The 24,047-nt window shown below is 66.6% G+C and carries 21 protein-coding genes; 12 read left to right on the top strand and 9 right to left on the bottom strand.

Translation table 11 applies throughout. The features are described 5' to 3' along the window. Positions 1 to 151: 151 nt before the first annotated feature. From AC6LJW_RS12975 to def, 4 genes are read left to right on the top strand one after another with little or no spacing between them, the layout of a single operon-like run. Positions 152 to 961: a M48 family metallopeptidase gene (locus AC6LJW_RS12975; protein ID WP_498087494.1), complete on the top strand. Its 810-nt coding sequence runs from the start codon at positions 152 to 154 to the stop codon at positions 959 to 961. A gap of 46 nt (positions 962 to 1,007) precedes the next feature. Further along, positions 1,008 to 2,150 carry a 2-aminoethylphosphonate--pyruvate transaminase gene (locus AC6LJW_RS12970; RefSeq protein ID WP_498087493.1) on the top strand — a complete coding sequence of 381 codons (1,143 nt, stop codon included), beginning with the start codon at positions 1,008 to 1,010 and terminating at the stop codon, positions 2,148 to 2,150. A gap of 11 nt (positions 2,151 to 2,161) precedes the next feature. Next, complete coding sequence (gene gloA, locus AC6LJW_RS12965; RefSeq protein WP_056569127.1) at positions 2,162 to 2,557, top strand: lactoylglutathione lyase; 396 nt, start codon at positions 2,162 to 2,164, stop codon at positions 2,555 to 2,557. A 14-nt stretch (positions 2,558 to 2,571) separates the two neighbouring features. Continuing rightward, positions 2,572 to 3,105 (top strand): peptide deformylase, encoded by a 534-nt coding sequence (def, locus tag AC6LJW_RS12960; RefSeq protein WP_056569130.1) that lies wholly within the window; start codon positions 2,572 to 2,574, stop codon positions 3,103 to 3,105. On the opposite strand, the gene AC6LJW_RS12955 is transcribed toward def, so the two are convergent. After that, positions 3,102 to 5,435 (bottom strand): acyl-CoA dehydrogenase, encoded by a 2,334-nt coding sequence (locus AC6LJW_RS12955; RefSeq protein WP_498087492.1) that lies wholly within the window; start codon positions 5,433 to 5,435, stop codon positions 3,102 to 3,104. The two genes, def and AC6LJW_RS12955, sit on opposite strands and share 4 nt — an antisense overlap. 143 nt (positions 5,436 to 5,578) lie before the next feature. Between AC6LJW_RS12955 and AC6LJW_RS12950 the strand changes: the two genes are divergently transcribed. Continuing rightward, on the top strand, positions 5,579 to 6,808 hold the full coding sequence (locus tag AC6LJW_RS12950) for a nucleoside recognition domain-containing protein (RefSeq protein ID WP_056569539.1): 1,230 nt from the start codon (positions 5,579 to 5,581) through the stop codon (positions 6,806 to 6,808). Between the two features lie 57 nt (positions 6,809 to 6,865). Here the strand turns inward: AC6LJW_RS12950 and pyk are convergent, their stop codons facing one another. Beyond that, positions 6,866 to 8,308, bottom strand: a complete 1,443-nt coding sequence (gene pyk / locus AC6LJW_RS12945; protein WP_056569133.1) for a pyruvate kinase — start codon at positions 8,306 to 8,308, stop codon at positions 6,866 to 6,868. Positions 8,309 to 8,414: 106 nt separating this feature from the next. Here pyk and AC6LJW_RS12940 point away from each other — a divergent pair, with 106 nt between their 5' ends. Then, positions 8,415 to 9,557, top strand: a complete 1,143-nt coding sequence (locus tag AC6LJW_RS12940; RefSeq protein ID WP_056569135.1) for a glycerate kinase — start codon at positions 8,415 to 8,417, stop codon at positions 9,555 to 9,557. 229 nt (positions 9,558 to 9,786) lie between these two features. Here the strand turns inward: AC6LJW_RS12940 and rsmA are convergent, their stop codons facing one another. The 3 genes from rsmA to AC6LJW_RS12925 are packed head-to-tail and all read right to left on the bottom strand — an operon-like array spanning position 9,787 to position 14,567. After that, positions 9,787 to 10,578 (bottom strand): 16S rRNA (adenine(1518)-N(6)/adenine(1519)-N(6))-dimethyltransferase RsmA, encoded by a 792-nt coding sequence (gene rsmA, locus AC6LJW_RS12935; RefSeq protein ID WP_427986257.1) that lies wholly within the window; start codon positions 10,576 to 10,578, stop codon positions 9,787 to 9,789. Positions 10,579 to 10,596: 18 nt separating this feature from the next. Next, the gene (locus AC6LJW_RS12930; protein WP_498087491.1) at positions 10,597 to 12,189 is read right to left on the bottom strand and encodes a peptidylprolyl isomerase; all 1,593 of its coding nucleotides are present in this window, start codon (positions 12,187 to 12,189) and stop codon (positions 10,597 to 10,599) included. Beyond that, entirely contained in the window at positions 12,186 to 14,567 is a 2,382-nt protein-coding gene (locus AC6LJW_RS12925) for an LPS-assembly protein LptD (protein WP_056569146.1), read from the bottom strand. Before AC6LJW_RS12925 ends, AC6LJW_RS12930 begins: the two co-directional genes overlap by 4 nt. 168 nt (positions 14,568 to 14,735) lie before the next feature. Between AC6LJW_RS12925 and AC6LJW_RS12920 the strand changes: the two genes are divergently transcribed. The 6 genes from AC6LJW_RS12920 (at position 14,736) to AC6LJW_RS12895 (ending at position 19,788) form a co-directional block, all read left to right on the top strand. Continuing rightward, positions 14,736 to 15,776 (top strand): aminoglycoside phosphotransferase family protein, encoded by a 1,041-nt coding sequence (locus AC6LJW_RS12920; protein WP_498087490.1) that lies wholly within the window; start codon positions 14,736 to 14,738, stop codon positions 15,774 to 15,776. Beyond that, the gene (gene murU / locus AC6LJW_RS12915) at positions 15,776 to 16,462 is read left to right on the top strand and encodes an N-acetylmuramate alpha-1-phosphate uridylyltransferase MurU (protein ID WP_427987827.1); all 687 of its coding nucleotides are present in this window, start codon (positions 15,776 to 15,778) and stop codon (positions 16,460 to 16,462) included. Before AC6LJW_RS12920 ends, murU begins: the two co-directional genes overlap by 1 nt. A 147-nt stretch (positions 16,463 to 16,609) precedes the next feature. Further along, positions 16,610 to 17,308 (top strand): DUF6776 family protein, encoded by a 699-nt coding sequence (locus tag AC6LJW_RS12910; RefSeq protein WP_056569156.1) that lies wholly within the window; start codon positions 16,610 to 16,612, stop codon positions 17,306 to 17,308. Between the two features lie 163 nt (positions 17,309 to 17,471). Further along, positions 17,472 to 19,097: an FAD-dependent oxidoreductase gene (locus AC6LJW_RS12905; protein ID WP_498087489.1), complete on the top strand. Its 1,626-nt coding sequence runs from the start codon at positions 17,472 to 17,474 to the stop codon at positions 19,095 to 19,097. Continuing rightward, positions 19,094 to 19,336: a hypothetical protein gene (locus AC6LJW_RS12900; RefSeq protein WP_056569162.1), complete on the top strand. Its 243-nt coding sequence runs from the start codon at positions 19,094 to 19,096 to the stop codon at positions 19,334 to 19,336. The genes AC6LJW_RS12905 and AC6LJW_RS12900 overlap by 4 nt, the downstream gene beginning before the upstream one ends. Next, positions 19,333 to 19,788: a MarR family winged helix-turn-helix transcriptional regulator gene (locus AC6LJW_RS12895; protein WP_056569165.1), complete on the top strand. Its 456-nt coding sequence runs from the start codon at positions 19,333 to 19,335 to the stop codon at positions 19,786 to 19,788. The genes AC6LJW_RS12900 and AC6LJW_RS12895 overlap by 4 nt, the downstream gene beginning before the upstream one ends. A gap of 30 nt (positions 19,789 to 19,818) precedes the next feature. Here AC6LJW_RS12895 and AC6LJW_RS12890 read toward each other — a convergent pair whose 3' ends face one another. The 4 genes from AC6LJW_RS12890 to AC6LJW_RS12875 form a co-directional block, all read right to left on the bottom strand. Then, positions 19,819 to 20,145: a 4a-hydroxytetrahydrobiopterin dehydratase gene (locus tag AC6LJW_RS12890; protein WP_056569168.1), complete on the bottom strand. Its 327-nt coding sequence runs from the start codon at positions 20,143 to 20,145 to the stop codon at positions 19,819 to 19,821. Between the two features lie 69 nt (positions 20,146 to 20,214). Then, complete coding sequence (locus tag AC6LJW_RS12885; RefSeq protein WP_056569172.1) at positions 20,215 to 20,862, bottom strand: YiaD family glycine zipper/OmpA-like lipoprotein; 648 nt, start codon at positions 20,860 to 20,862, stop codon at positions 20,215 to 20,217. Positions 20,863 to 21,016: 154 nt separating this feature from the next. Continuing rightward, a complete protein-coding gene (locus AC6LJW_RS12880; protein ID WP_498087488.1) occupies positions 21,017 to 21,625 on the bottom strand; it encodes a hypothetical protein in 609 nt (202 codons plus the stop codon). A gap of 333 nt (positions 21,626 to 21,958) precedes the next feature. Further along, positions 21,959 to 23,893: a bifunctional metallophosphatase/5'-nucleotidase gene (locus tag AC6LJW_RS12875; RefSeq protein ID WP_498087487.1), complete on the bottom strand. Its 1,935-nt coding sequence runs from the start codon at positions 23,891 to 23,893 to the stop codon at positions 21,959 to 21,961. Positions 23,894 to 24,047 lie beyond the last annotated feature (154 nt).

The following is a 24,047-nucleotide window of genomic DNA, read 5'->3' as shown; positions in this document are numbered from 1 at the left end:
GACGGCCGCCCCCCGGGCGCCGTCCGCCGGGCCCCAGACTCACCGCCCCGACACGCACCGTCCCGACACGCACCGCCCCGACACGCCCCGGCCCGTCGCGCCCGCCAACCTGTTTCCCGACGCCGCCAAGGCGCCCGCCACCGGCGAGCCGCTGCTGACGCTGTCACCCAACGCGGCCTCGCGCGTGCCCACGCCCTGCCCTGACCCGCTGCCGCCCGGTGCGCGCTGGCGCGAGGTGCCCACCGAACAGCAACCCATCGGCTTCGTGCTGCTGCGTTCGCGGCGGCGCAGTATTGGGTTTGTCATCACCGACGATGGCCTGCGCGTCACCGCTCCCAACTGGGTGACGCTGACGCAGATCGACGACGCAGTGCGTGAAAAGTCCCGCTGGATCCTGACCAAGCTGCGTGAATGGCACGCCCGCAAGCAGCAACTGGCCATGGCCCATACCCGCTGGCAAGCAGGCGGCGAACTCCCGTATCTGGGCCGGCGCATCATCATTGGCGTGGGCGGCGACAGCCGTCAGGCCAACCTGTCCGGCGACGCCGATGCGCCGCAGGACGGCGACACGCTGTGGCTGGCGCTGCCGTCCCACGCCGACCAGGGCCGCATCCGCGATGCGGCGCAAGCCTGGCTGCAACAGCGCGCGGGCGCCTGGTTCGGCACGCGGCTGGCCCACTTCCTGCAAATCAGCGGACTGAAGATCAGCCGCTGGCGCCTGTCGTCGGCCGCCACCCGTTGGGGCTCCTGCACCAGCGACGGCAACATCATGCTGAACTGGCGCCTGATTCATTTTGCCCCGGCCATCATCGATTACGTCATCGCGCACGAGCTTGCCCATTTGCGCGAGATGAACCACAGTCAGGACTTCTGGCGCGAAGTGGGCCAGATCCTGCCCGACTTCGAAGACGCCAAGAACATCCTGCGGCGTCACGATCCTGCTTCGCTGCCTCAGTTCTGAGGCGCCGGAGCACACCAGCGTCTCAGCGATCCCAAGGAGAATCGAAATGCTGCTGCTGATTCCGGGCCCGGTCACGACCGATGCGCGGGTGAAGGCCGCCATGGCGCAGGACTACGCGCCCTGGGACAACGATTTTCGAACCCTGTACCGGCAGGTCTGCGACGGCGTGCTGGCGATTGCGCAAGCCAGCGCGGATGAACACGTGGCCCTTGCCCTGCCAGGCTGCGGCCATTTCGCGGTCGAAGCCGCCCTCCGCACTTTCCTGCCGCCCGGCGGCCGCGTGCTGGCGCCGTCCACCGGCGCCTATGCGGCCCGTCTGCAGAAACTGGCCGGCGAGGCTGGCCGCGTTGCCGTGCCGCTTGCGGTGGGCACAACCGAGCGCGTGGACCCGCAGGCCGTGGCCGACGCGCTGGAACGCGACCCGACGATTACACACGTGGCGCTGGTCTACAGCGAAACCGGCAGCGGCATCTGCCACGACGTGCCCCATCTGGCGCGCATCGCCCATGCGCTAGGACGCCGCGTGATCATCGACGCCGTGTCCGCCTTCGGCGCGCTGCCGCTCGAACTGCGCGCCTTGCCCGCGGTCGATGCCGTGGTGCTGACCGCCAACAAATGCCTGGAAGGCCTGCCCGGCGCCGCCTTCGTGGTCGCGCGCCGCGACAGCCTGGATGCCGCGCGCGGCAATGCGGGAAGCTGGTCGCTCGATCTGGCGGACATCTACCAGCACACGCTTGCGCCCAACGCCGGCCCCCGCTTCACCCCCGCTGCCCCCACGCTGGCGGCGCTGGCCGTGGCGCTGGAGCTTTTCCGCCAGGAAGGCCGCGAGGCCCGTCTGGCGCGTTACACGGCAAACATGCGCACGCTCTATGATGGCGTGATCGAACTTGGCCTGACCCCGTACCTGCCGCCCGAGCTGCAAGGCCCCATCGTCGTCAACGTCCGCGCGCCGGATGCCCCGACCTGGCACCTGCAGCTCTTTGTGGACGCGCTCAAGCAGCGCGGCTATGTGATCAGCAACTTCACCAACACCGAAGAACCCTCGTTCCGGGTCGGCTGCATCGGCGCCTTTGGCGCCGGCCAGATGCGGCAGGCGGTCGACGCCATGGGCGGCGCGCTGCGCGACATCGGAATCTCCCGGGAACACGTCGGAAATGCCCGGCTTTTCCCCCAACCTCTCACCGCTTAAGGAAACCTCCCATGCGTCTGCTCCACACCATGCTGCGCGTCGGCAACCTCGACACGTCCATCGACTTCTACACCAACGTGCTCGGCATGCGTCTTCTGCGCCGCAACGACTACCCGGACGGCAAGTTCACGCTGGCCTTCGTGGGCTACCAGGACGAAGTTGATGGCGCCGTCATCGAACTGACCCACAACTGGGACACCGACAAGTACGACCTGGGCAACGGCTACGGCCACATCGCCCTGGAAGTCGACAACGCCTACGAAGCCTGTGACAAGGTCAAGGAACGCGGCGGCAAGGTCACCCGCGAAGCCGGCCCCATGAAGCACGGCAAGACGGTCATCGCTTTCGTGGAAGATCCCGACGGCTACAAGATCGAATTCATCCAGAAGAAAGACCGCCAGGACTGATCCGGACGCCAGCCATGATCCATCCCATCCTGAAAATGGGCGACCCGCGGCTGCTGCGCGTGGCGCCGCCGGTCGAGCGTTTCGACACCCCTGAGCTGCACGCCCTGATCGACGACATGTTCGAGACCATGGCTGCGGCGCAGGGCGTAGGCCTGGCCGCGCCGCAGATCGGCGTGGACCTGCAACTGGTGATCTTCGGTTTCGACCGCAACGACCGCTATCCCGACGCGCCGCCGGTGCCGCAGACGATCCTGTGCAATCCGGTCATCACGCCGCTGTCGGATGAAATGGAAGACGGCTGGGAAGGCTGCCTGTCGGTGCCCGGCCTGCGCGGCCTGGTGCCGCGCTACCGCCACATCCGCTACAGCGGCCGCGACCCGTACGGTCAGTTGATCGAACGGGAGGCCGAGGGCTTTCACGCGCGCGTCGTGCAACACGAGTGCGACCACCTGATCGGCCGCCTGTATCCGTCCCGGATCCAGGATTTCACGAAGTTCGGCTTCACTGAAATCCTGTTCCCGGGCATGGACCCGAACCAGGACGATTAGGCGTTTTCGGCGGGTTTTGCCGCAGCGGGGGGCTCGTCCTCCTGTTGCGGCGGCTGCTGCGGTTGCGGCTGCGGCTGCGGCTCCTGATTCTGCTTCTGCTCCTGAGCCGGTGCGCCTTCGCCGTGCGGCGTCAGCGCCTCCGGCGCAAAATCATCCACCTGCAATACCCTCAGCACCGTCGCTTCGGCGGCTTCGAGCTGCGCTGCCTGCGCATCCGTAATCGCGCCGCGCTGATGGGCCTCGCGCCAGTTGCGCACGTTGGACTGGCGCAGACGGTCGCGGATCGGCTGCACCGCGTCGGCCAGCGCAAAGGCGCGGGTCAACAGGCCCAGCGGATCTTCGCCGGGCTCGCGCTGCAAGTCGGCCGCCAGACGCACGTGCGTGGGCGACGGCTTGAGCAGCAGCTCGGCGCATTCTCGCGTCAGCGCATCGTCCGGCCCCTTGGCCAGCCGCAAGGGCAGGATGGCCGCCCGCAATCCCCACGACACCACCTTGACCGGCAGGTTGCGCAGCACCTGGTCCATCGATTTCTCGATGCTGGCGTAGCCCTGCGCCATGCACCAGCGCACCAGCGGCAGGTCGTCGTGCTTGCGGCCTTCGTCTTCCCAGCGCTTGAGCACCGCGGACAGCAGATAGAGTTCCGACAGGATATCGCCCAGCCGGGCGGAGATCATTTCGCGGCGCTTCAGGCCGCCGCCCAACTGCGCGAGCGTGGCGTCCGCCAGCAGCGCAAAGCCCGACGCATAGCGGCCCAGCCTCCGGTAATGGCCCGCCACCGGCCCCGAAGCCGGCGCGGGCGCCAGCATGCCGCCCGTCCAGGCGCGGCCGATTGCGCGCAGCGTGTTCATGCCCGCGTGGCGCAGATGGCGCCAGAAGACATCGTGAAAGACCTCGATGCCACGTTCCTCGTCGGGATTGCCCAGCGCCAGGATCTCCGGCATCAGGTAGGGATGCGCGCGGATCGCGCCCTGCCCGAAGATGATCAGATTGCGTGTGAGGATGTTGGCGCCCTCGACCGTGATGGCGATGGGCACGGCGCGGTACAGCGAGCCCAGATAATTGCTGGGACCGTCCATGACGGCGCGGCCCGCGTGCACGTCCATGGCGTCGTTCACCGACATGCGCATGCGCTCGGTGGCGTGGTACTTCATGATGCCGGACACGACCGCGGGCTTGACGCCCTGGTTGAGCGCGGCACACGTCAGGCGGCGCGCGGCCTCGACCAGATACGCGTTACCGGCCAGGCTGGCCAGCCGTTCCTGCACGCCTTCGAACTTGCCGATCGGTATGCCGAACTGCTCGCGCACCCGGGCGTACATGCCGGTGGTGTGCGCGCACATCGCAGCGGCGGCTGCCGACAGCGACGGCAGCGAAATGCCGCGCCCGGCCGCCAGCGCGCTCATCAACATCTGCCAGCCCTGGCCGGCGCGCTCAACGCCGCCGATCAGCGCATCCAGCGGCACGAAAACGTCGCGCCCCGAGTTGGGGCCATTCTGAAAGACCTGCATGGCAGGCAGGTGGCGGCGGCCGATCTCGACGCCGGGCGCTTCCGTGGGAACCAGCGCAACCGAAATGCCGATGTCCTTGGCGCCGCCCAGGATGCCGTCCGGGTCGGACATCTTGAACGCCAGCCCCAGCACCGTGGCCACCGGCCCGAGCGTGATGTAGCGCTTGTGCCAATTGAGCCGGATGCCGATGAGCTCGCGGCCGTCCACCACCTGGCGGCACACGATGCCGGTGTCCACCATTGAGGCCGCGTCCGATCCGGCTTCGGGGCTGGTCAGGCCAAAGCACGGGATCTCGCGGCCATCGGCCAGCCGCGGCAGCCAGTAGTCGCGCTGCGCGGACGTGCCAAACTGCATCAGCAGTTCACCGGGGCCCAGCGAGTTCGGCACCATCACGGTGACGCCCGCGGTGATGGAATACGCGGAAATACGCCGCACCACCTCGGAGTGCGCATAAGGCGAGAAGCCCAGCCCGCCATGGCGCCGCGGAATGATCATGCCGAAGAAGCGCTGCGTCTTCAGGAATTCCCAGACCTGCGGCGGCAGATCACGCCGGTTCCAGGAGATGTCCCATTCATCCAGCATGCCGCAAAGCTGGCGCACGGGGCCGTCGATGAACCGCTGTTCATCCGGCGTCAGCGTGGCGGGCGGCACGCCCAGGAGCTTGCGCCAGTCGGGGTTGCCCGTGAACAGGTCGGCATCCCACCAGCTATCGCCGGCTTCGATGGCTTCGCGTTCGGTGGCCGACATGGCCGGCAATGCATTGCGGGCCCAGCGGTATGCGGGTTCCGAAATGCGGCGCCGGCGCCAGGCGTTGAAATCCATGGGTCCCCCTGTTGTTCGCTACAAGACGTATCGGGGCAAAGTACCAGAATTGACGCCGTGCGGCCAAGCTGCGGCTTACCGACTCTGCGACAATGAGCGTCGCCGCGCTGATGCGCAATCAACCGCTGTCCGGGCACGTCCGCATGCTGAACAAACTCTGGCTTGGCTTCTTCCTCACCGCCGCCGCGGCCGCGCTGTACCGCTGGCTGGCCATCGGAGATCCCGAGGTCTTTCGCCAGATGGTCGCCAGCCTGTTCGACATGGCGCGCGTGTCCGTGGAAGTAATGGTGCTGCTTTTTGGCACGCTGACGCTGTGGCTCGGCTTCCTGCGCATCGCGGAGGGTGCGGGCCTCGTCGAAAAGCTGGCGCACGTGCTGGGACCGCTATTCGCGCGACTGATGCCCGAGGTGCCGCGCAATCATCCGGCCATCGGTCTCATCACGCTCAACTTCGCGGCCAACGGCCTCGGGTTGGACAACGCCGCCACGCCCATCGGCCTGCGCGCCATGCGCGAGCTGCAATCGCTCAATCCCAAGCCCGACACCGCCACCAATGCGCAGATTCTGTTTCTGGTGCTCAATGCGTCGTCGCTGACACTCTTGCCCGTCACGCTGTTCATGTTCCGCGCGCAACAGGGCGCGCCCGATCCCACGCTGGTTTTTCTGCCCATCCTGCTAGCGACAAGCGCGTCCACCCTGGCCGGCTTTTTGGCGGTGGCGCTGTGCCAGCGCCTGCGCCTGGCCGATCCCGTCATCCTGCTGTGGCTGGGCGGCGCCGCGCTGGTGCTGGGCGGATTCATGGCGCTGCTGGCCAGCATGTCGGCGGCCGCAATCGCGTCGCTGTCCTCGCTGATGGGCAACCTGACGCTGTTCGGCATCCTGCTGGCGTTTCTGGTCGTGGGCGCCTGGAAGAAGGTGCCCGTGTACGAGGCCTTCATTGAGGGCGCCAAAGAAGGCTTCGACATCGCCAAGAGCCTGCTGCCCTATCTGGTGGCGATGCTGTGCGCCGTGGGTGTGCTGCGCGCGTCCGGCGCGCTGGACTTCCTGTTGGACGGCATCCGCTGGGTGGCCGCGCAGGCCAACTGGGACACGCGGTTCGTGGACGCGCTGCCCACTGCACTGGTCAAGCCGTTCTCGGGCAGCGCGGCGCGCGCCATGATGCTGGAAACCATGACGCACTTTGGCGTGGACAGTTTCCCCGCGCTGCTGGCCGCGGTGGTGCAAGGCAGCACCGAGACCACGTTCTACGTGCTGGCGGTGTATTTCGGATCGGTAGGCATCTTGCGCGCGCGCCATGCGGTGGGATGCGCGCTGATCGCCGATCTGGCCGGTGTGCTGGCCGCGATCGGCGTCTGCTATTGGTTCTTCGGCTGATCGCAGGGCGCGCCGGCCGGCATCTGGCGCCCGGCCGCGCCCTCATTCAAGACTGGCTCAGTCCACCAGCAGGATCTTCATCCCGTTGGTGCCGCCGCTGTCGCGATAGAAATCGCCCTTGGTCAGGATGACCCAGTCGCCCGTCTGCACCAGATTGCGTTTACGCAGTTCGTCGATGGCGGCGTTGGAAAGGTCCGCGGGATCGTAGTCCGACGGCGAGAACGGGATGGTGTACACGCCGCGGAACATCGTCACGCGGTTCTGCGTCACGCTGTGCGGGCTGTAGCAGTAAATCGGCACGCCCGAGCGGATGCGCGACATGATGAGCGGGGTGTGCCCGCTTTCGGTCAGCGCAATAATGGCCTTCACGCCGGGGAAGTGATTGGCCGCGTACATGGCCGCCAGTGCAATGGTCTCGTCGCAGCGCGTGAAGGTCTCGCCCATGCGGTGATGCGACTTGGTGGTGGTCGGGTGCTTTTCGGCGCCCAGGCACACACGCGCCATGGCCTGCACAGTTTCGACCGGGTACTGGCCCGAGGCGCTTTCGGCCGACAGCATGACGGCGTCGGTGTAGTCCAGCACCGCATTGGCTACGTCCGAGACTTCGGCGCGGGTCGGCATGGGGCTGGAGATCATCGACTCCATCATCTGCGTGGCGGTGATGACCACCTTATTCAGCGTGCGCGCGTGCTGGATGATGCGCTTCTGGATGCCCACGAGTTCGGCATCGCCGACTTCCACGCCCAGGTCGCCGCGAGCCACCATCACGCCATCGCTGGCGCGGATCAGCGCGTCCAGGGCTTCGTCGTCGGCCACGGCTTCGGCGCGTTCGATCTTGGCGATGATCCACGCCTGGCTGCCGGCGGCGGCAAGCAGGGTGCGGGCCTCGTCGATGTCGCTGCCATAGCGCGGGAACGACACGGCCACGTAGTCCAGTTCCATTTCGGCGGCCAGCTTGATGTCGACGCGGTCCTTGTCGGTAAGACTGGGCGCTGACAGGCCGCCGCCGCGGCGGTTGATGCCCTTGTTGTTGGACAGCGGGCCGCCCACCGTGACGGTGGTGTGGACCTCGTCGCCTTCGACGCGGTCGACGACCAGCACGACGCGGCCATCATCGAGCAGCAGCTCGTCGCCCACGCGGCAGTCGGTGACGAGTTCGGGGTAATCGATGCCCACGATGCTGGCGGTGCCGGCGTCCTTGGGATGCACGCGCGACAGCGTGAACGGCTGGCCCACCTGCAGATGCACCAGCTTGTCGACAAAGCGTGCGATGCGGATCTTGGGCCCTTGCAAGTCGCCCATGATGGCGACGAAGCGGCCTTGCTTGGCGGCGATCTCGCGCACCAGGCGCGCGCGTTCGCGGTGATCGTCCGCGCTGCCGTGCGAGAAGTTCAGCCGCGCCACATCCAGCCCCGCGCGAATCAGCGCGTCGATGCGTTCGGGCGACGAGGTCGAGGGTCCCAGGGTGGCGACAATTTTGGTGCGGCGCAATACAGGCATGGCGGTCCACTCTCGCAAAAACAACGAAAGCGCTATGGTACGCCGGCCGCGTTGCCACGGGTATCATGGGTGACATTTCCGACCCTCAACACGCCCAACGACACCCGTGAAAATCGTCATCGCTCCCGACTCGTTCAAAGAAAGCGTTTCCGCGCCTGATGCGGCCGCCGCCATTGCGCGCGGCGTCAAGGCGGCCTTTCCCGGCGCGCATACGGTGTGCGTCCCGATGGCCGACGGCGGCGAAGGCACCGTCGAGGCCGTGCTGGCCGCCACCGGCGGCAAGGAGCGGCAGATCACCGTAAACGACGCGCTCGGCCACAAGGTCGACGCCGTGTGGGGGCTGCTGGAAGACGGCACCGCCATCATCGAAATGGCTGCGGCGGCGGGCCTTGAATTGATTGCACCGTCCAAGCGCGACCCGATGCGTGCCAGCAGCCACGGCGTGGGCGAGCTGATGCGCGCGGCGCTGGACGCGGGCGCCACGCGCATCATTCTGGGTCTGGGCGGCTCGGCCACGAACGACGCGGGCGCCGGGATGCTGACGGCGCTGGGCGTGCGGCTGCTGGACGCCGGCGGCAACAGCCTGCCGCCGGGCGGCGGCGCGCTGGGGCAGCTTGCCTCGATCGACACGCGCGGTCTGGACCCTCGGCTGGCGCAGGTCCGCATCGACATCGCTTCCGACGTCGACAACCCGTTGTGCGGACCGCAGGGCGCCTCGCATGTCTTCGGGCCGCAAAAGGGCGCGACGCCGGAACAGGTGCAGACGCTGGACACGATGCTGGGCAACTTTGCCGACGTGTGCGCGCGCCATCTGAACGCCGACCACCGCGATGCGCCCGGCGCGGGCGCCGCGGGCGGCCTGGGCTTTGCCGCCAAGGCGTTTCTCAACGCGCACTTCCGCCCCGGCGTGGAGATCGTCGCGGAGCTGGGTGGCTTGGCCGAAGCGGTCGAAGGCGCGACGCTGGTGTTCACCGGCGAAGGCCGGATGGATGCACAGACCCTGCGCGGCAAGACACCGGCGGGCGTCGCCAAGATTGCGCAGCGCGCGGGCGTTCCCGTCGTGGCGCTGGCCGGTTCTCTGGGCGACGGCTACGAAGCCCTGCACGCCTGCGGCATCAGCGCCGCATTCAGCCTGGCCCCCGGCCCCATCACCTTGCAGCAGGCCCTGGCGGACGCCGAGCGCCTGCTTACCGACCGCGCGCGCGACGTGATGCAGCTGTGGATGGCGGCGCAGAAACGCATGCTGTGATTGGGCGCCTGGGGCAAACATCTGCGCCTGCAACGTTGCGGTCTTCGCCATGCCAGGCGTCAGACACCCGCTGATTCGCCAAGGTGTCTGACACCCGCAGCACCGCCGTCACAGGCTGACGTCCATCTCCCCAGGGTGTCTGACACCGTCTCCCCCAGCGCCTGAATGCAAAAAGAGCAAAAAGGCCCCGCGGGGCCTTTTTGCATTGCTTTGCCATACTGAAAGGACGTCAGTCCCGCGCCAACACTCCAGCCTCGACTAGCGCATCCGACAGGCGGATGTAGCGGTCGACCGAAATGTCCTCGGCGCGGGCGGTCGGCGCAATCTCCAGCGCTTCCCAGGGCACTTGCGGCGCCCAGTCGGCCAGCACCCGCCGCAGCATCTTGCGGCGCTGCGAAAAGGCGCGCGCCACCACGGTTTCGAAGGCGCGCTCGCTGATGGGCCGCAAGCGGTCCGCCGGCAGCGGCACCATGCGCACAATGGCCGATACCACCTTGGGCGGCGGATCGAAGGCCTCGGGCGGCACGTCGAACAGCTTGTGCATGCGATAGCGCGATTGCAGCATCACGGACAAGCGGCTGAAGTCGCCGGAGCCGGGCTTGGCCACCATGCGGTCGATCACTTCGCGCTGCAGCATGAAATGCTGATCGCGGATGTGGTCGGCCCACGTCATCAGGTGAAACAGCAACGGGCTGGAGATGTTGTAGGGCAGATTGCCCACGACGCGCAGCGCGCTGCCGAACTGCGAGAAATCCACCGTCAGCGCATCGGCTTCGACCACGGTCAGGCGCGATGCCTCGAACTGCTTGCGCAGGCGGGCGGCCAGATCGCGGTCGATTTCGACCGCGGTGAGATGGTCCAGACGCTCGAGCAGCGGCCGCGTCAGCGCGGACAGGCCTGGGCCGATCTCGACCACGGCATCGTCGCGGGCGGGCGCAACCGCCCGGACGATGGACTCGACGACGCTGTCGTCGGTCAGGAAGTTCTGGCCAAAGCGCTTGCGCGCCTGGTGTTGAGACATGAAAAGCCCGTAATGCGTTTAGCGGTTGTTCTGCTGGATCTTCTGCTGCTTTTCGAGGCGGTTGTCGACATACGCCTGTGCACGCAGTTGCTCGAGCCAGTCTTCGAAGGCCGGCTGGGCGCGCCGTTCAAACAGCGTCTGGCGGGCGCGCATGCGGGCCAGGTCGTCGGTCGCATCGTGATCGCGGCGTTCTTCGACCTGGATCAGGTGCCAGCCAAACGGCGACTGCACGGGCTGGCTGATTTCGCCAGGTTGCAGCGCGTTCATCGCGGCCTCGAACGGCGGCACGGTTTCACCCGGGTTCAGCCATCCCAGTTCGCCGCCCTGCGGCGCGGTGGCATCCTGCGAATACTGGCGCGCCATTTCCTCGAACTTGGCGCTGCCGTTCACCAGGCGCAGACGAACCTGCTCCAGGCGCTGGCGGGCCAGATCGTCGCTCATGACGGTCGACGTCTTGATCAGGATGTGGCGGGCACGCGTTTGAACGACTTGCGTGGGACCCTGCGGCGCCTGGGGACTTGCGGCCGGCTGCGGAGCCGGTTGCGGGGCGGCTTGCGGCGCCGGAGCGCGGGCCGTGCGGCTGGGCGCGGGCTGGGCGGTGCCGCGGTCCACCACCTTGATGATGTGGAAACCGTTGCCGCTCTGGATGAGCTGGCTGACCTGGCCCTTCTGCAGGTTGCTGACCGCCTTGACGAAGAGGTCGGGCCAGCCGTCCAGCGGACGGACGCCCATGACGCCGCCCTGCAGCGCCTCGGGGCCGTCGGACGACGCCGCGGCAAGGCTTGCGAAGTCATCGCCGCGCTTGGCTTGCGCCAACAGGCCTTCGGCCTTCTTGCGCAGCAGCGCCAGCTGATCGGGCGACGAGCCTTCCGGCACGCGCACCAGAATCTGCGCCAGGGCGTACAGCATGGGACCGGCGGCGGCTGCCTGCTCGGGTGCTGCCTGCGGCTGAGGCTGGGGTTGCGCTTGGGGCGCCGCCTGCGGGGGAGCCGCGGCGAAAGCGGGGTTGCGGCGCTGATCTTTCAGGAAGGCGTCGACTTCCGCGTCGGAAATGACGATGGTCGAGTCGACCGCGCGCTGGCGCAGGCGATCCGAGCGGATCTCGTCGCGCAGCGACTTGCGGTACCCGTCCCAGGACGTGCCGGACTTTTCGAGTTCCTGGCGCAGTTGCGCCACGGTGATCTTGTTGCGGGCGGCGATGGCCTGGATGGCCGTGTCGATCTGGGCGTCATCCACCCGGATGCCCAGGCGGTCGGCTTCGTGGCGCTGAACGCGTTCCATGATGAGACGCTGCAGCACCTGGTGTTGCAGCGTCTGGGCGTCCGGCACCTGGATGCCGCGCGACTGGAGTTCGCCGGCGATGCGCTGGGAAGCGTCACGCAGTTCGCGCAGCGTGATCACGTCCTTGTCGACGATCGCGGCGATGCCGTCCACGAACTGCTCGCCCTTGGGCGCGGGCGCTTCCCTGTTCTGCGCGGCCGGAGCGGCCTTGGCGCTGTTGGCGCCGCGGGCGGTCTGCTCGGCCGCATGGGCGGCGGGCAAGCCGGCGCACAAGGCCAGCAGCAGCGCCTTGCCGGAGAGGCGGCGCAAAGAGTGCAACCTACGCATCATTCATACCTTTCAAATGTGGTCCCGGTCTGCGCGGGCGGCGTGACGCGCGTGTAACCGGGGATACTTCTGTTCAGCAGGCTCATGGGGTCGGTTCCGAGGGAACCCAGGCCCGTGAGTTCAAGCTGGAAGAACAGCGCGGAGTTGGTGTCCGCCGCCGATACGGCGTAGCGCTGGTAGACCATGCGGCCCACCCAGCAGCAGTCGCCCTTGTACTCCAGGCCAGCGATGGCCTGCGTCACGCGGGGGGATTCCGTCGTATTGGCCAGCGTGCTGGACGGTCCGGAACGCAAAGAATAGTCCACCCGGCCCACACCGTACCACCGCTTATTGAACGGCCATTGAACGGCCAGGCTGACCTGGTTCTGGCCCTGCGGCTGGTAGAACACGCCAGGCTGGGGGTCGCGCTGGTAGCGGTAGGCCACCGCCACGGTGGTCAAGCGCTGAGGCGACCAGCGCGCGCTGATGAGCCCGCGCGACCAATTGTTGTCGTAAGGGTTGTACTGCGCGGCCACGTCGGTGTTCAGCGTGTCCGTCAACGCGGCGGAGACACCTACGAGGAAATCGGAGCGCACGTCCGTCCGCGGGGTTTCCAGCGGCAGCGTGACTTTCTGGTCTTCAAAGTACAGACGCTGCGCCACGCCAAGCGACAGGCGTTCGAAGCCGGTATCGGCGTCGAGCCAGCGCGTCGTCAGCGCCGCGGTCAGCTGGTTGGCGTTGGCGATACGGTCCCAGCCGCCCGAGTAGATGTTTTCCTCGAAGGCCTGGGTAAAGCTGAAGTCGGCCAGCGACGTGTCGAACACCGGCAGCTTGGACTGGTCGCGGTACGGCACGTTCAGGTAGTACAGGCGCGGTTCGAGCGTCTGCGTGGAAGATTTGCCGAACAGCGTGGTGTCGCGCTCGAAGATCAGGCCCGTGTCCACCGACATGATGGGCAGCGTGCGGGACTGCGAGCGCGGCAGGCCAACGGCCGACCCGCCATTGAGCCCCTGCGCGTCCACCCCATACCACTTGGTCTGATAGGACGTGTAGTTGATGCCCGCCTTGGGCGTGAAGAACCAGCCCGGACGCACGATCGGATACGAGATTGCCGCATAGCTCTGGAGACGGTCGCCGTCGGGCGCGCGCAGGGCGGCGCCGTACTGCGGCATGCTGAAGCGCACGGCGGTCGAGGTCCAGTCCACATCGAAGCCGCCCCAGTCGTAGCGCGAACCGCGCAGGTAGATCTCGGGCTCTTTGTTGTACGGCGGAACCAGCGGCGCGTCGGGATCCTGCAGCGTCTGGAACTTGTAGACCTGCGCGTAGGCGCTCCAGTGATCGGAGACCCAGCCCACGCGGCCGCGCTGCGGCAGGTACGTGGTGGACGCCTGGTTCAGGCCCAGCTGCGAAATGTCGCGGAAGTAATTGTCGTCGGATACCTTGGCGATATCCCAGTCTGTATAGAAGCCGTGCGAGAAACGCTGCTGGTGACGCCACCAGTACATCCAGCGGTCTTTGCCCGTCACGTCATCATCGGGCAGATAGGTGCCGTCCAGCATGCCGCCGTACGTGTAACCCAGATAGCGGAACTCGCCGCCCAACTGAGTGCCGCGCTTGGAGAAGTAGCGCGGCTGCACCGTCAAGTCGTAATTGGGCGCCAGGTTGAAATAGTACGGAATCGAAATGTCGAAGCCGCCCTGGCTGGTGGTGCCGTAGGTCGGGATCAGGAAACCCGATTTGCGCTCGCGCTTGACCGGGAAGGTCATGTAGGGCGAGGCCAGGATCGGCACGTCCTTGAAATACAAGACGCCGCCGCGGGCCACGCCCTCGTTTTCGTCGAAGTCGATATCGACCGAATTGGCCTTGATGTACCACGACGGGTTTTCGCAAGGGCAGCCGCTGTACGTCACCGTGTGCAGCCGCATCTGCGACTTGCTGAAAATATCCGCGTGGTCGGCGACGGCGAAGCCGCCGGTGGCGCCCAGCCAGAAGTTGGGTTTTTCGACCTCGCCGGAGTACCGGTCCACATTGAACGTGGCGGACGGCCCGGTCACCAGCGTGCCGTCGCGCATCATGCGGGCGTTGCCGCGCACGTCGACCTTGCCGGTGTCCTTGCGGTAATTGATTTCGTCGCCCTTGATCACGCCATCGATGCGACGCACCTGCGCGTTGCCGGATAGCGTGAGCTCGTAGTCGGGGTCGCCTGAAATGGCGTCCGCTTCCATGAAAGCGGGAATGCTCTCGTCGGGCAACCGGTGCATGCGCAGGCCGGGAGACGTGCGCAGTTGGGGGGTTGACGTGACCGACGGCGCGGAAGCAGCGGCGTCCGGGCTACCTTGAGCCTGGGCGGCTCCGGCGGCGACGCTGACAACAGATAGGATCAACCACGGAACCTTGCGCACGAGTGAAAACAGCCCTTTTTGACCATGGGAGAGCCGGACAAAGGCGCCCACGGGGGGCCAATGCTGACGGAAATGAGCCGGTATTATAGAGAAGCCGCGAACAACGCCCAGCCTTATGTTCGCCAAATCGAATTTTCCGCAATTTTGCCCTTCTGACACGGATCTTCCTTGAAAAACGATCACGCCCCCCGCTTGGCGCAGGTGCGCAACTGGCTGCAAGGCCTGCCCCCTGCCCTGAACCTGGCCGTGGAGACGCTGCGCCCCGCGTCAGCTGACGCAAGCTTTCGCCGGTACTTCAGGCTGGACGCCGGATCGCGCACCCTGATTGTCATGGACGCCCCGCCCCAACACGAGGACTGCCGCCCCTTCCTGCACGTGGACAAACTGCTGGCGGACGCCGGGCTGAACGTGCCGGCGGTGCTGGCGCAGGACCTGGACCAGGGCCTGCTGCTGTTGTCCGATCTGGGCGAACAAACCTATTACCAGCGCATCCAGGATGGACTGGACGACGCCCAGTTGCAGACGCTGTACCGCGAGGCGCTGGCCGCCCTGGTCAAGCTGCAAAAGGCCTCGACCGCCGGCCTGGGCACTTACGACAGCGCGCGCCTGGCCGACGAACTCAAGCTGTTTCCCGAGTGGTACGTGCAAAAGCATCACGGCGTCACGCTGGACGACAAGACCGCCAACGCCCTCGAAAAGATCTTCGCCCTGCTGTCGGCCAGCAATGGCGGACAGCCCCAAGTGCTGGTGCACCGCGATTTTCATTCGCCCAATCTGATGGTCTGCGACCAGCCGCAGTACGGACCCAACCCCGGCGTCATCGACTTCCAGGACGCGTTGGCCGGCCCCATCACCTACGATCTGGCGTCGCTGGTGACCGACGCCCGGACCACCTGGGAAGAACCGCAGCAGCTTGACTGGGCGATCCGCTACTGGGAAATGGCGCGCGCCGCCGGCCTGCCCGTCGATGCCGATTTCGCCGACTTCCACCGCGCCTATGAATGGATGGGGCTGCAGCGCAACCTGCGCATCCTGGGCGTCTTCGCCCGTCTGAACCATCGCGACGGCAAAGCGCACTATCTGGCGCACATGCCGCGCGTGAACGGCTACGTCCGCCAGGTGGCGCAGCGCTACGGCGTCTTCACGCCGCTCCTGCGCCTGCTGGACCGCCTGGACGACCGCCAGGTCAGCGTCGGATACACGTTCTGATGCGCGCCATGATCCTCGCCGCGGGCCGCGGCGAACGCATGCGCCCGCTGACCGACCGCCTGCCCAAGCCCATGCTGCCGGTGGGCGGCAAGCCGCTGATCGTCTGGCACCTGGAACGCCTGGCCGCGTCCGGTATCCGCGACATCGTCATCAACCACGCCTGGCTCGGCCACGAAATCGAACGCGCGCTGGGCGATGGCGCGGCGCTCGGCGTGCGCATCCGCTATTCGGCCGAAGCCACCGCGCTGGAAACCGCGGGCGGCATTGCGCAGGCGCTCCCCCTTCTCGGCGACGACCCGTTCCTCGTCATCAATGGCGACATCTGGTGCGACTGGGATCCGGCCGCCGCACAACAGGCCGCGTCCCTCGCCACGCACGGCGGCGCCTGGCTGCTATTGGTGGACAACCCCGCGCACCATCCTGCCGGCGACTTCATCCTGACGGCCGATGGGCGCGTGCTGGCACAGGGCGAGCCGCGTTTGACCTTTGCCGGCGTGGGCGTCTACCATCCTTCGTTGTTCGCGGATGTCCCGCGCGGCGCCGCAGCGCCGCTGGCGCCGCTGCTCAGGCAGGCGATGGGCCAGGACCGGGTGCGCGGCGCCCATCATTCGGGCCGATGGACCGATGTCGGCACCCCGCAACGGCTTGCGGACCTGGACGCGGAACTGGCTGGCACGGCCGCCTGACACCCACATATTTCACAATATCAAGGTGCGCAACGAGGCTTGTCTGCGCACGCATCGCCCCCGGCTAACGGGGTATTCTCTGACGCTTTGGCATGCGCGCGCCGCTTGCCGACAGGCATATACACAGGAAGTTTTCTAGGAATGGGGATGTTTGGAAGATCGCAACGGGCCACGTTCAAGCCCTCCGTATACCAGCCGGGGCAACGCACGCGCCGCATGCCGCGCTGGCTCGTCCTGCTGATGGTTGGCATTGCGCTTGGCGCGGGCGGCGTGCTCTTCCTGCAAACCAACTACGGCCCGCAACGCCTGACCGTCGAACAATCCGAACAGCTGCACAGCGAGCTCAGCGCCTCCAACATGGAGCGCCAGCGCCTGCAGACCCAACTTGAAGAAGCCACGCAGCAGCGCGACGCCAACAAGTCCGGCCACGAAAAGCTGACCAGCGACCTGGCGGAAAGCCGCGCCAAGATCGAAACGCTGAACAAGGAACTGGTGCTGTTCCAGGACGCCATGCCGCCCGACCCCCGCGGCGGCAATCTCGGCATCCGTTCGGCCACCTTCAAGCGCGCCCCCGGCCTGCTGGATTATCAGGTGCTGGTGATGCGCGAAGACCGCACGGGCGCGCCGTTCAAGGGCACGCTGACCTTCGCCATCGAAGGCTCCTACCCCAACGGCCGCGCCGCCACCGTGACGCCGGAAGGCCCCGCGCTCACGGTCGATCGCTACGACTACGCGCTGGGCCAGCTCAAGCTGCCCGACGGTTTTACCGCAAGGGTCGTGGTGCTGCGTGTGCTGGACCCCAACCAGAAACAGCAGGCGATGCGCATCTACAACGTACGCAACTGAGACTTGCCGAACTGAAGCATGCGCCCCTGAATGAAGGCCTCTCGCCGGCCTGAATTGACCCCAAACCCGCCCACTGGCGGGTTTTTTATCGCCTTGAAAAATTGGTTGCGTGCGCAACATACCGCGCATATAGTTGCGCAAACAACCAAATTCTGGAGACGGCATGACGCTCCCTTCGCACGTTCCCGTCCTGATCGCCGGCGGCGGTCCGGTCGGTCTGACCCTGGCCGCCCTGCTCGCCGAGTACGGCATTGCCTCGCTCACCGTAGAGGCCGATGAAGGCTATTGCAGCGGCAGCCGCGCCATCTGCATGTCGCGCCGGTCGCAGGAGATCTTGAGCTGGATCGGCGCCGACCGGCCGCTGATCGACACCGGTCTGGCCTGGACAGGCGGGCGCAGCTATTACCGCGACCGCGAAGTCCTGCACTTCCAGATGCCGCACGATCCCCTGCAGCGGTACGCCCCGATGGTGAACATCCAGCAGTACTACGTGGAGGAATTCGCGCACCAGGCCATGCGGCGCCATCCCGGCCGCGCCACCCTCGCCTGCTCGGCACGCGTCACTGCCGTGCAGCCCGGTCCGGACGGCGTATCGGTCGAGGTGGAGGCGGACGGCGCCCGCCAGACGGTGCGCGCCGATTGGCTTGTTGCCTGCGACGGCGGGCGCAGCACGGTGCGCGAAGCCATGGGCCTGAAGCTGGAAGGCATGCAGTACGAAGGCCGCTACGTCATCGTCGATATCGAACAGGAATCGCAACGGCCCGTCGAGCGCCTGGCGTGGTTCGATCCGCCGTCCAATCCCGGCTCCACGCTGCTGATGCACCGCCAGCCCGGCAATGTCTGGCGCATCGATTACCAGATCCGCGACGACGAAGATCCCGACGAGGCCGTCAAGCCGGAAAACGTGCTGCCCCGCGTGCAAAGCCATCTGGACATGATCGGCGAGACCGCGCCCTGGAAGCCGCTCTGGATCTCCATCTACAACGCCAAGTGCCTGACGCTGGACCGCTACCGCCACGGCCGCGTGCTGTTCGCGGGCGACGCAGGCCACCTCGTGCCCATCTTCGGCGTGCGCGGCCTGAATTCCGGGCTGGACGACGCCGGCAATCTGGCATGGAAGCTGGCGTGGGTGCTGAAGGGCCAGTCGCCCGACACCCTGCTGGACAGCTACAGCATCGAGCGCGTGCATGCCACGCGGCAGAACCTGGCCTATGGTGCGAAAAGCACGGAATTCATGGCGCCGCCGGATTTCGGCTTCCGGCTGATGCGCGAGGCCGCGCTGCGCCTGGCCTTGGTGGACGACGGCGTACGGTCGCTCATCAATCCGCGCCAGTCCGCGCCCATCTCCTATGACACCTCGCCCTTGAACCGCGAGGACCGCGCGCCAGAAGCCGGCCCGGCCGCCGCGCCCGGACAGCCCGCGCCCGACGTGCTGCTGCAAGACGGCGACAAGCCGCAGTACCTGACCGCCAGCTTTGGCGCGGGCTTCGTCGCGCTGGCCATTGCGCCCGATGCGGCTTTGTCGGCGGCGTTAAACACACTGGCTGCGGACACGCAAAACGCGCCGCATCCGCTGCGGGTGCTGCACGCGGGCGACGACGGCCTGGCCGACCCGCACGGCCAGCTTGCCGCGCGTTACGGCAATCAAACAGGCTCCGTCTACCTGCTCCGTCCGGACGGCTACGTGCTGGGGCGCTGGATCGCGCCCGCCGCCGGTGAACTGCGCGCGGCGCTAGCGCCCTACTACCCCTCGCTGAACTTGAACGCCACCCAGAAAGGCCAAGCATGAACAACGAATCACTGGACCAGGTCTACACCAGCATGGCGCAGGCGCTGACGCGCGTCGGCGAAGCGCGCGCGCCACTCTTTCTGTCGATCCTCGGATTGTCGTTGCTGAGCCGTCTGCCTTCCGCGCAGGAAGCTCTGGCGCTGCTGGCGCAGGCGGAAGCCGCCAGTCTCGAGGACGGCGCCATGGCAAACTATCCGGTCTCCTCTTCCGCGGGCGCCGACCCCGCCCGCCCGACGTGAAAACGCCCCCTCTGGAACGATTCCTCACCTACCGCCTGCACGTGCTCAACAAGATCACGGACCGGGACACGAATCGGGCTTATCTGAAGGATTGCGACATTCCCTTGGGCGAGGCGCGCTGCCTTGCCGCCATCGGCCGGTTTGCGCCGCTCTCGGTCAATGACCTGGCGCGCGCCGCCAACCTGAACAAGGGCCAGGCCAGCCGATCCGCGCAGGCGCTGGTGGATCGCGGGCTGGTGGAGAAAACGGTATCGGCGTCGGACGGACGTGGCGTCGTGCTGGCGCCGACCGCCGAGGGCTTGACGCACTACCGCCGCATCATCGACCTCATTGCGCGCCGCAACGACGACATCTTCAACTGCCTGACCGCCGACGAACAGCGGCAATTCGGCGACATGCTGGATCGCCTGATCGGCCACCTGCAAGCCGAGGCCGGCGACGCCGCGGACTGAGCGCCGGGCCGGCTGCGTTCAGGGCAGTGATCAGGGCTGCGCTTTCGGCGCAGTCGCGCCCGCGTGCTCGGCGGCTTCGTCCATGAACTGCGCCATCCGCACGTCCAGCTCGGTCACGCCGCCGGCGTCATGCGTGGTCAGCGTCACATCCACGCGGTTGTAGACGTTGGTCCATTCGGGGTGATGATTCAGCTTTTCCGCGAACATCGCGACGCGCGCCATGAAGCCGAACGCGGCATTGAAATTGGGAAAGCGGTAGCGTTTTTCGATGGCATCGCGCTCGGCCACGGCCTGCCAGCCGGTGAGCGCGGCAATCGCGATATCGGTGCCGATGCGGGCGGGGGGAAAATCGCTCATGTCAGACTCCGTAAAGAAAGGCGGCGGCGCATCGCGCCAACCGCCTGACAGCAAATGACGCGCCCGCGCTTATTGCTGGACCGCGTACAGGTAGATCTCCACGCGCCGGTTCAGCGCGCGCCCTTCGGCGGTCGCATTGTCGCCGATCGGATCGTTCGGGCCGCGGCCTTCCACCGACAGACGCGTGCCAGCCACGCCCTGCTTGGCCAGGTAATCCGTCACGCTCTTGGCGCGGTTCACTGACAACGTCTGATTATGCGCCAGCGCGCCGGTGCTGTCGGTATGGCCGACCACCTTGGCCCGCAGTTCAGGGTGCTGATTCAGCGAACGCGCCACGCTGTCCAGCACCGGCAGCAACGCCGGCTTGAGCTGCGTCTTGTCCGTATCGAACGACACGCCGCTCGGAATATTGACCTTCAGGCTGCCGTCGGGCATTTCGACGACGTCGATGCCGAGCGACGACGCGCCGGACTTCTGCACGTCATCTTTCACGACCTTCCAGTTGTAGCCCACGAGGCCGCCCGCCACCGCGCCGATGCCGGCCCCGATCGCGGCGCCCTTGCCGTGCCCGATCAAAGCGCCGATGCCCGCGCCCAAGGCCGCACCCGCGCCCGTACCGACAGCGGTGTTCGTTTGCTGTTGCGTCGCGCAACCAGCCATCAAGGCGCCCGCCGCCGCAAACACGGCGATCCGGTTGAGTGTTCTTCTTGAATTCATGGCAACCTCCACTGTCCATCCATCCGAATGCCGGATCATTCCGGCGAGGATCATGCTAGCAAGCGTAAATGGGGCGCCGGGCAACATTTTGTACGCGTGGCGCGCACCAGCCCCAGTAAGCAATACGCGCTTTCTCAGGGCGGATCGGCGCGCCTCACCCGCGCCGGCCAAACACCATCGCCAACCCGAACAACGCCCCGAGCCCGCCGACGATGGCCAGCGACACCGATGGCTCGCGCAGGTTCAGCGCCATGATGGCCGATCCCGCGCCCAGGGCGGTGATTCCCAAGCCGACCAGACGCCCCCCGGTGGAACCATAGAAATGCGTGCGGCGCGCCGCCTGCGTACCGGCCGGCTGGCGCTGTTGCCACGCCGCCAATGCCTGCTCAAACTCGCGCAACAGGCGCTCACGCCGGGGCAGGTCCACCGCGCTGACCAGCACGGTGGGCAGGCCGCGACGGACCAGCTTGAGGTAATCGTCCGTGCCCCAACTGGCCAGCTCGCCGAAGGCGATGGGCTTGCGGCGCGAAAACTCCAGACCTTCGGCCGTCACCTTGACATCATTGCGCGTGGGAAACCCCTTGAACGCAACCAACGGCGGCACGAAGAGGCCCAGCACGGCAAGCACGGCGGCCAGTCCGATCGGCCCGCGATTGAACACCACGAGCATGAAGCTGCCGGCGGCCAACGCGAACGCCAGGGGCACCGACAACTGGTGCCATCGCGTATAGACCGATACCGGGATCCCTTCGTTGCTGTTCATGCGTGCGCCTTGTCAGTTATTCGCTTTTACAGGATTTGAACCGCTGCTGCCCATGGGCAGCGAGCGGATGTCGGGCATTAACGATATCGTCATCGACCACCACCGACTCGTCCCAAGGCTTGGCGGTGAACTCGATGGACTGGCTGCGACCCTTGCGCATCCAGCGCCAGGCGTCCGCCCGCCACCGTATCGCAAGTGCTCGCGACCTTCGGCGAACGCGCTCCCACGGGCTCTGAACTGACGTTCGATGTGATGTGCTGGCTTGCCGCCGGCCGCCATCCCTCGGTCGGTAAGACCGGTACGAGGCAGCCGGTGTTCAAGGTATTGTGACAATCACGGCAGCCAGTTATGCGTGCTGTACCGGTCGTTGTCGATGCGGTTCAGAACCGGCAGACCGGTGCCCACATTCTTGGTCTGCATGTCGATGTAGGCCTGGAACACATCCGCATCCAGCACGCCGATGTCGGAACGGCGCTCGGCCGGCACGTTGGCCAGCGTCGTGTAGCCATCCCCGCCGGTCGCATTGAAGCTGAGCACAAACAGGCGATAGGTGCGCGCGTTGTCCAGCGGCAGCCACGTGCTGGTGGCCTGGTCCAGGTACTGGATATTGCTGGCGCGGCTGCCCTTGGCGTTCGAGGCGGTCACGTCCCAGCGCAGGCCGGCCGCGTACGGGTAAGGACCGTCCTTGCCGCCCGGCTTGTACGTGGCGTCCAGGCCGTCCTCGATCATGGACGTGACCTCGTTGGCGGTCAGGTCCAGGCGCCACAGCATGTTGCCGAAGGGCACGACAGCGATCACGTCGGCGGCCGTCACGGTGCCGTTCAGCGCGCGGCGGACACCGCCACCGCTTTGCAAGGTCATGTCGGCGCCGCCGTATTCGGCGTTGGCCACGTCCAGATAGGCTTGCGCCACCAACTGCTGGATGTCGCCGCCGCGCAGGGCCACGTTGCCTTCGCTCTCGCATGCGGGGCTGGCCGCGTTGCTGGTCGGCGTGGGACCCGGAATGCGGCGGAAGCACAGTTCCAGCGGCACTTGGGCGACGTTGGTCTTGCTGAAGATGTCGATCTTGGCCTTGAACGGTTGCAACACCGACAGCGCGGCGGCGTCCGGCGTCTGCTCGCGCAGGAAGCCGCTGGCCGAGACGCCGGCCTTGAAGGCGGCGCGATCGGCATCGGAGGCCGCGACCAGGGCGCTGCCCGACTTGACGCGGTAGTCGGCGCCGATCAGCACGTGGGGCGTGCCAGCGCAGTTCGTCACGTCGCCGTTGGCGTCGAAGCTGACCTTCAGTTCGCCCACGACTTGCGAGTATTCCCAGGCCTGCACCAGGCAGACCGGCTTGCCGTCCTTGTCGGCCAGACGGGTGGGATAGGCGCCGCCCGGCGTGCCCACGGCCATCGTCTTCATCGAGTCGGGACCCAGCAGCGTGTGCGAATCGCCGCCCACCACCACATCGACGCCGCTCAGTTTGGCGATCACTTCCTTGTCGTAGCCGTAGCCGATGTGGCTGAGCAGGATGACCTTGTTGACGCCATTGGCGCGCAGGGCGTCGATCTGCGCCTGCGCGGCCACGGCTTCGTCCGTGAACGTCGTGTCCGCGTTGGGGCTCGACGATTCCTTGGTCTTGCTGGCGATGGTCAGGCCGACGAGGCCGATCTTCTGCGCATCGCGCTCCACCACGACGGCGGGCTTGATCAGGTCGGAGCCCTTGAGCGGCGAGCTCGCGCCGAAATTGACGTTCGCGCTAAGAACCGGCGTCTGGCAGGCGCCGGCATGCAGGAAGTCCACAAAGCGCTTCAGGCCGTCGTCGCCCTTGTCGAATTCGTGGTTGCCGACCGCCATGGCGTCGAAGCAAACCGTGTTCATCAGCGCGGCATCGGCCTCGCCCGGCGCGCCGGCGCGGTTGAAGTACAGCGTGCCGGTCTGCGCGTCGCCCGCATGCAGCTTGAGCACGTTCGGCGAGTTGGCGGCCAGTTGGTCGATGGCGGCTTTTACGCGCGGCATGCCGGCGGCGGACACGGTCACTTCGGTATCGGTCCCGGCCGCGTTCTTCAGGGTCAGCGTGCGGTCCCTGCCGTCCAGCGTGGAGTGGTGATCATTGATGTGGAGAATCGTCAGCTCCAGCGGACGAGCCTGCACGGGAGGTTCGGTGACGGGCGGCGTTTCGGGGTCGCTGCTGTTATCGCTGTCGTTGTCCCCGCCGCAGCCCGCAACCAGCGCCATCGCGCTCATCATTGCGCAGGCCAGCGCATTCCGATTCCAGTGCTTCATTTTCCTTTTTCCCGTGGAGGCTGATCGAGGCCCGCATTCTGTTTGCCGCGTATTACGCAACGATGAATGCAAGCTGAAACATTCCGCGCAAGAAAATGGTCGATTTTTGGCGTCTGGAAATGCTTTTGACGCGTGGGTGGTGTAACGCGGGGGG

Source organism: Achromobacter sp. 1012554356 (genome assembly GCF_059760815.1).
The sequence above is the reverse complement of the archived record's forward strand: the minus strand, read 5'-3'. Positions and strand labels throughout refer to the sequence as shown.

Excerpts from the sequence above, each read along its gene's own strand:
- AC6LJW_RS12890 (WP_056569168.1), bottom strand. The coding sequence starts at position 20,145 with ATGAGCGATTTTCCCCCCGCCCGCATCGGCACCGATATCGCGATTGCC.
- AC6LJW_RS12885 (WP_056569172.1), bottom strand. The coding sequence starts at position 20,862 with ATGAATTCAAGAAGAACACTCAACCGGATCGCCGTGTTTGCGGCGGCG.
- gloA (WP_056569127.1), top strand. The coding sequence starts at position 2,162 with ATGCGTCTGCTCCACACCATGCTGCGCGTCGGCAACCTCGACACGTCC.
- AC6LJW_RS12875 (WP_498087487.1), bottom strand. The coding sequence starts at position 23,893 with ATGAAGCACTGGAATCGGAATGCGCTGGCCTGCGCAATGATGAGCGCG.
- AC6LJW_RS12930 (WP_498087491.1), bottom strand. The coding sequence starts at position 12,189 with ATGATGCGTAGGTTGCACTCTTTGCGCCGCCTCTCCGGCAAGGCGCTG.
- rsmA (WP_427986257.1), bottom strand. The coding sequence starts at position 10,578 with ATGTCTCAACACCAGGCGCGCAAGCGCTTTGGCCAGAACTTCCTGACC.
- AC6LJW_RS12900 (WP_056569162.1), top strand. The coding sequence starts at position 19,094 with ATGAACAACGAATCACTGGACCAGGTCTACACCAGCATGGCGCAGGCG.
- murU (WP_427987827.1), top strand. The coding sequence starts at position 15,776 with ATGCGCGCCATGATCCTCGCCGCGGGCCGCGGCGAACGCATGCGCCCG.
- def (WP_056569130.1), top strand. The coding sequence starts at position 2,572 with ATGATCCATCCCATCCTGAAAATGGGCGACCCGCGGCTGCTGCGCGTG.
- AC6LJW_RS12910 (WP_056569156.1), top strand. The coding sequence starts at position 16,610 with ATGTTTGGAAGATCGCAACGGGCCACGTTCAAGCCCTCCGTATACCAG.
- AC6LJW_RS12955 (WP_498087492.1), bottom strand. The coding sequence starts at position 5,435 with ATGGATTTCAACGCCTGGCGCCGGCGCCGCATTTCGGAACCCGCATAC.
- AC6LJW_RS12905 (WP_498087489.1), top strand. The coding sequence starts at position 17,472 with ATGACGCTCCCTTCGCACGTTCCCGTCCTGATCGCCGGCGGCGGTCCG.
- AC6LJW_RS12880 (WP_498087488.1), bottom strand. The coding sequence starts at position 21,625 with ATGAACAGCAACGAAGGGATCCCGGTATCGGTCTATACGCGATGGCAC.
- pyk (WP_056569133.1), bottom strand. The coding sequence starts at position 8,308 with ATGCCTGTATTGCGCCGCACCAAAATTGTCGCCACCCTGGGACCCTCG.
- AC6LJW_RS12950 (WP_056569539.1), top strand. The coding sequence starts at position 5,579 with ATGCTGAACAAACTCTGGCTTGGCTTCTTCCTCACCGCCGCCGCGGCC.
- AC6LJW_RS12970 (WP_498087493.1), top strand. The coding sequence starts at position 1,008 with ATGCTGCTGCTGATTCCGGGCCCGGTCACGACCGATGCGCGGGTGAAG.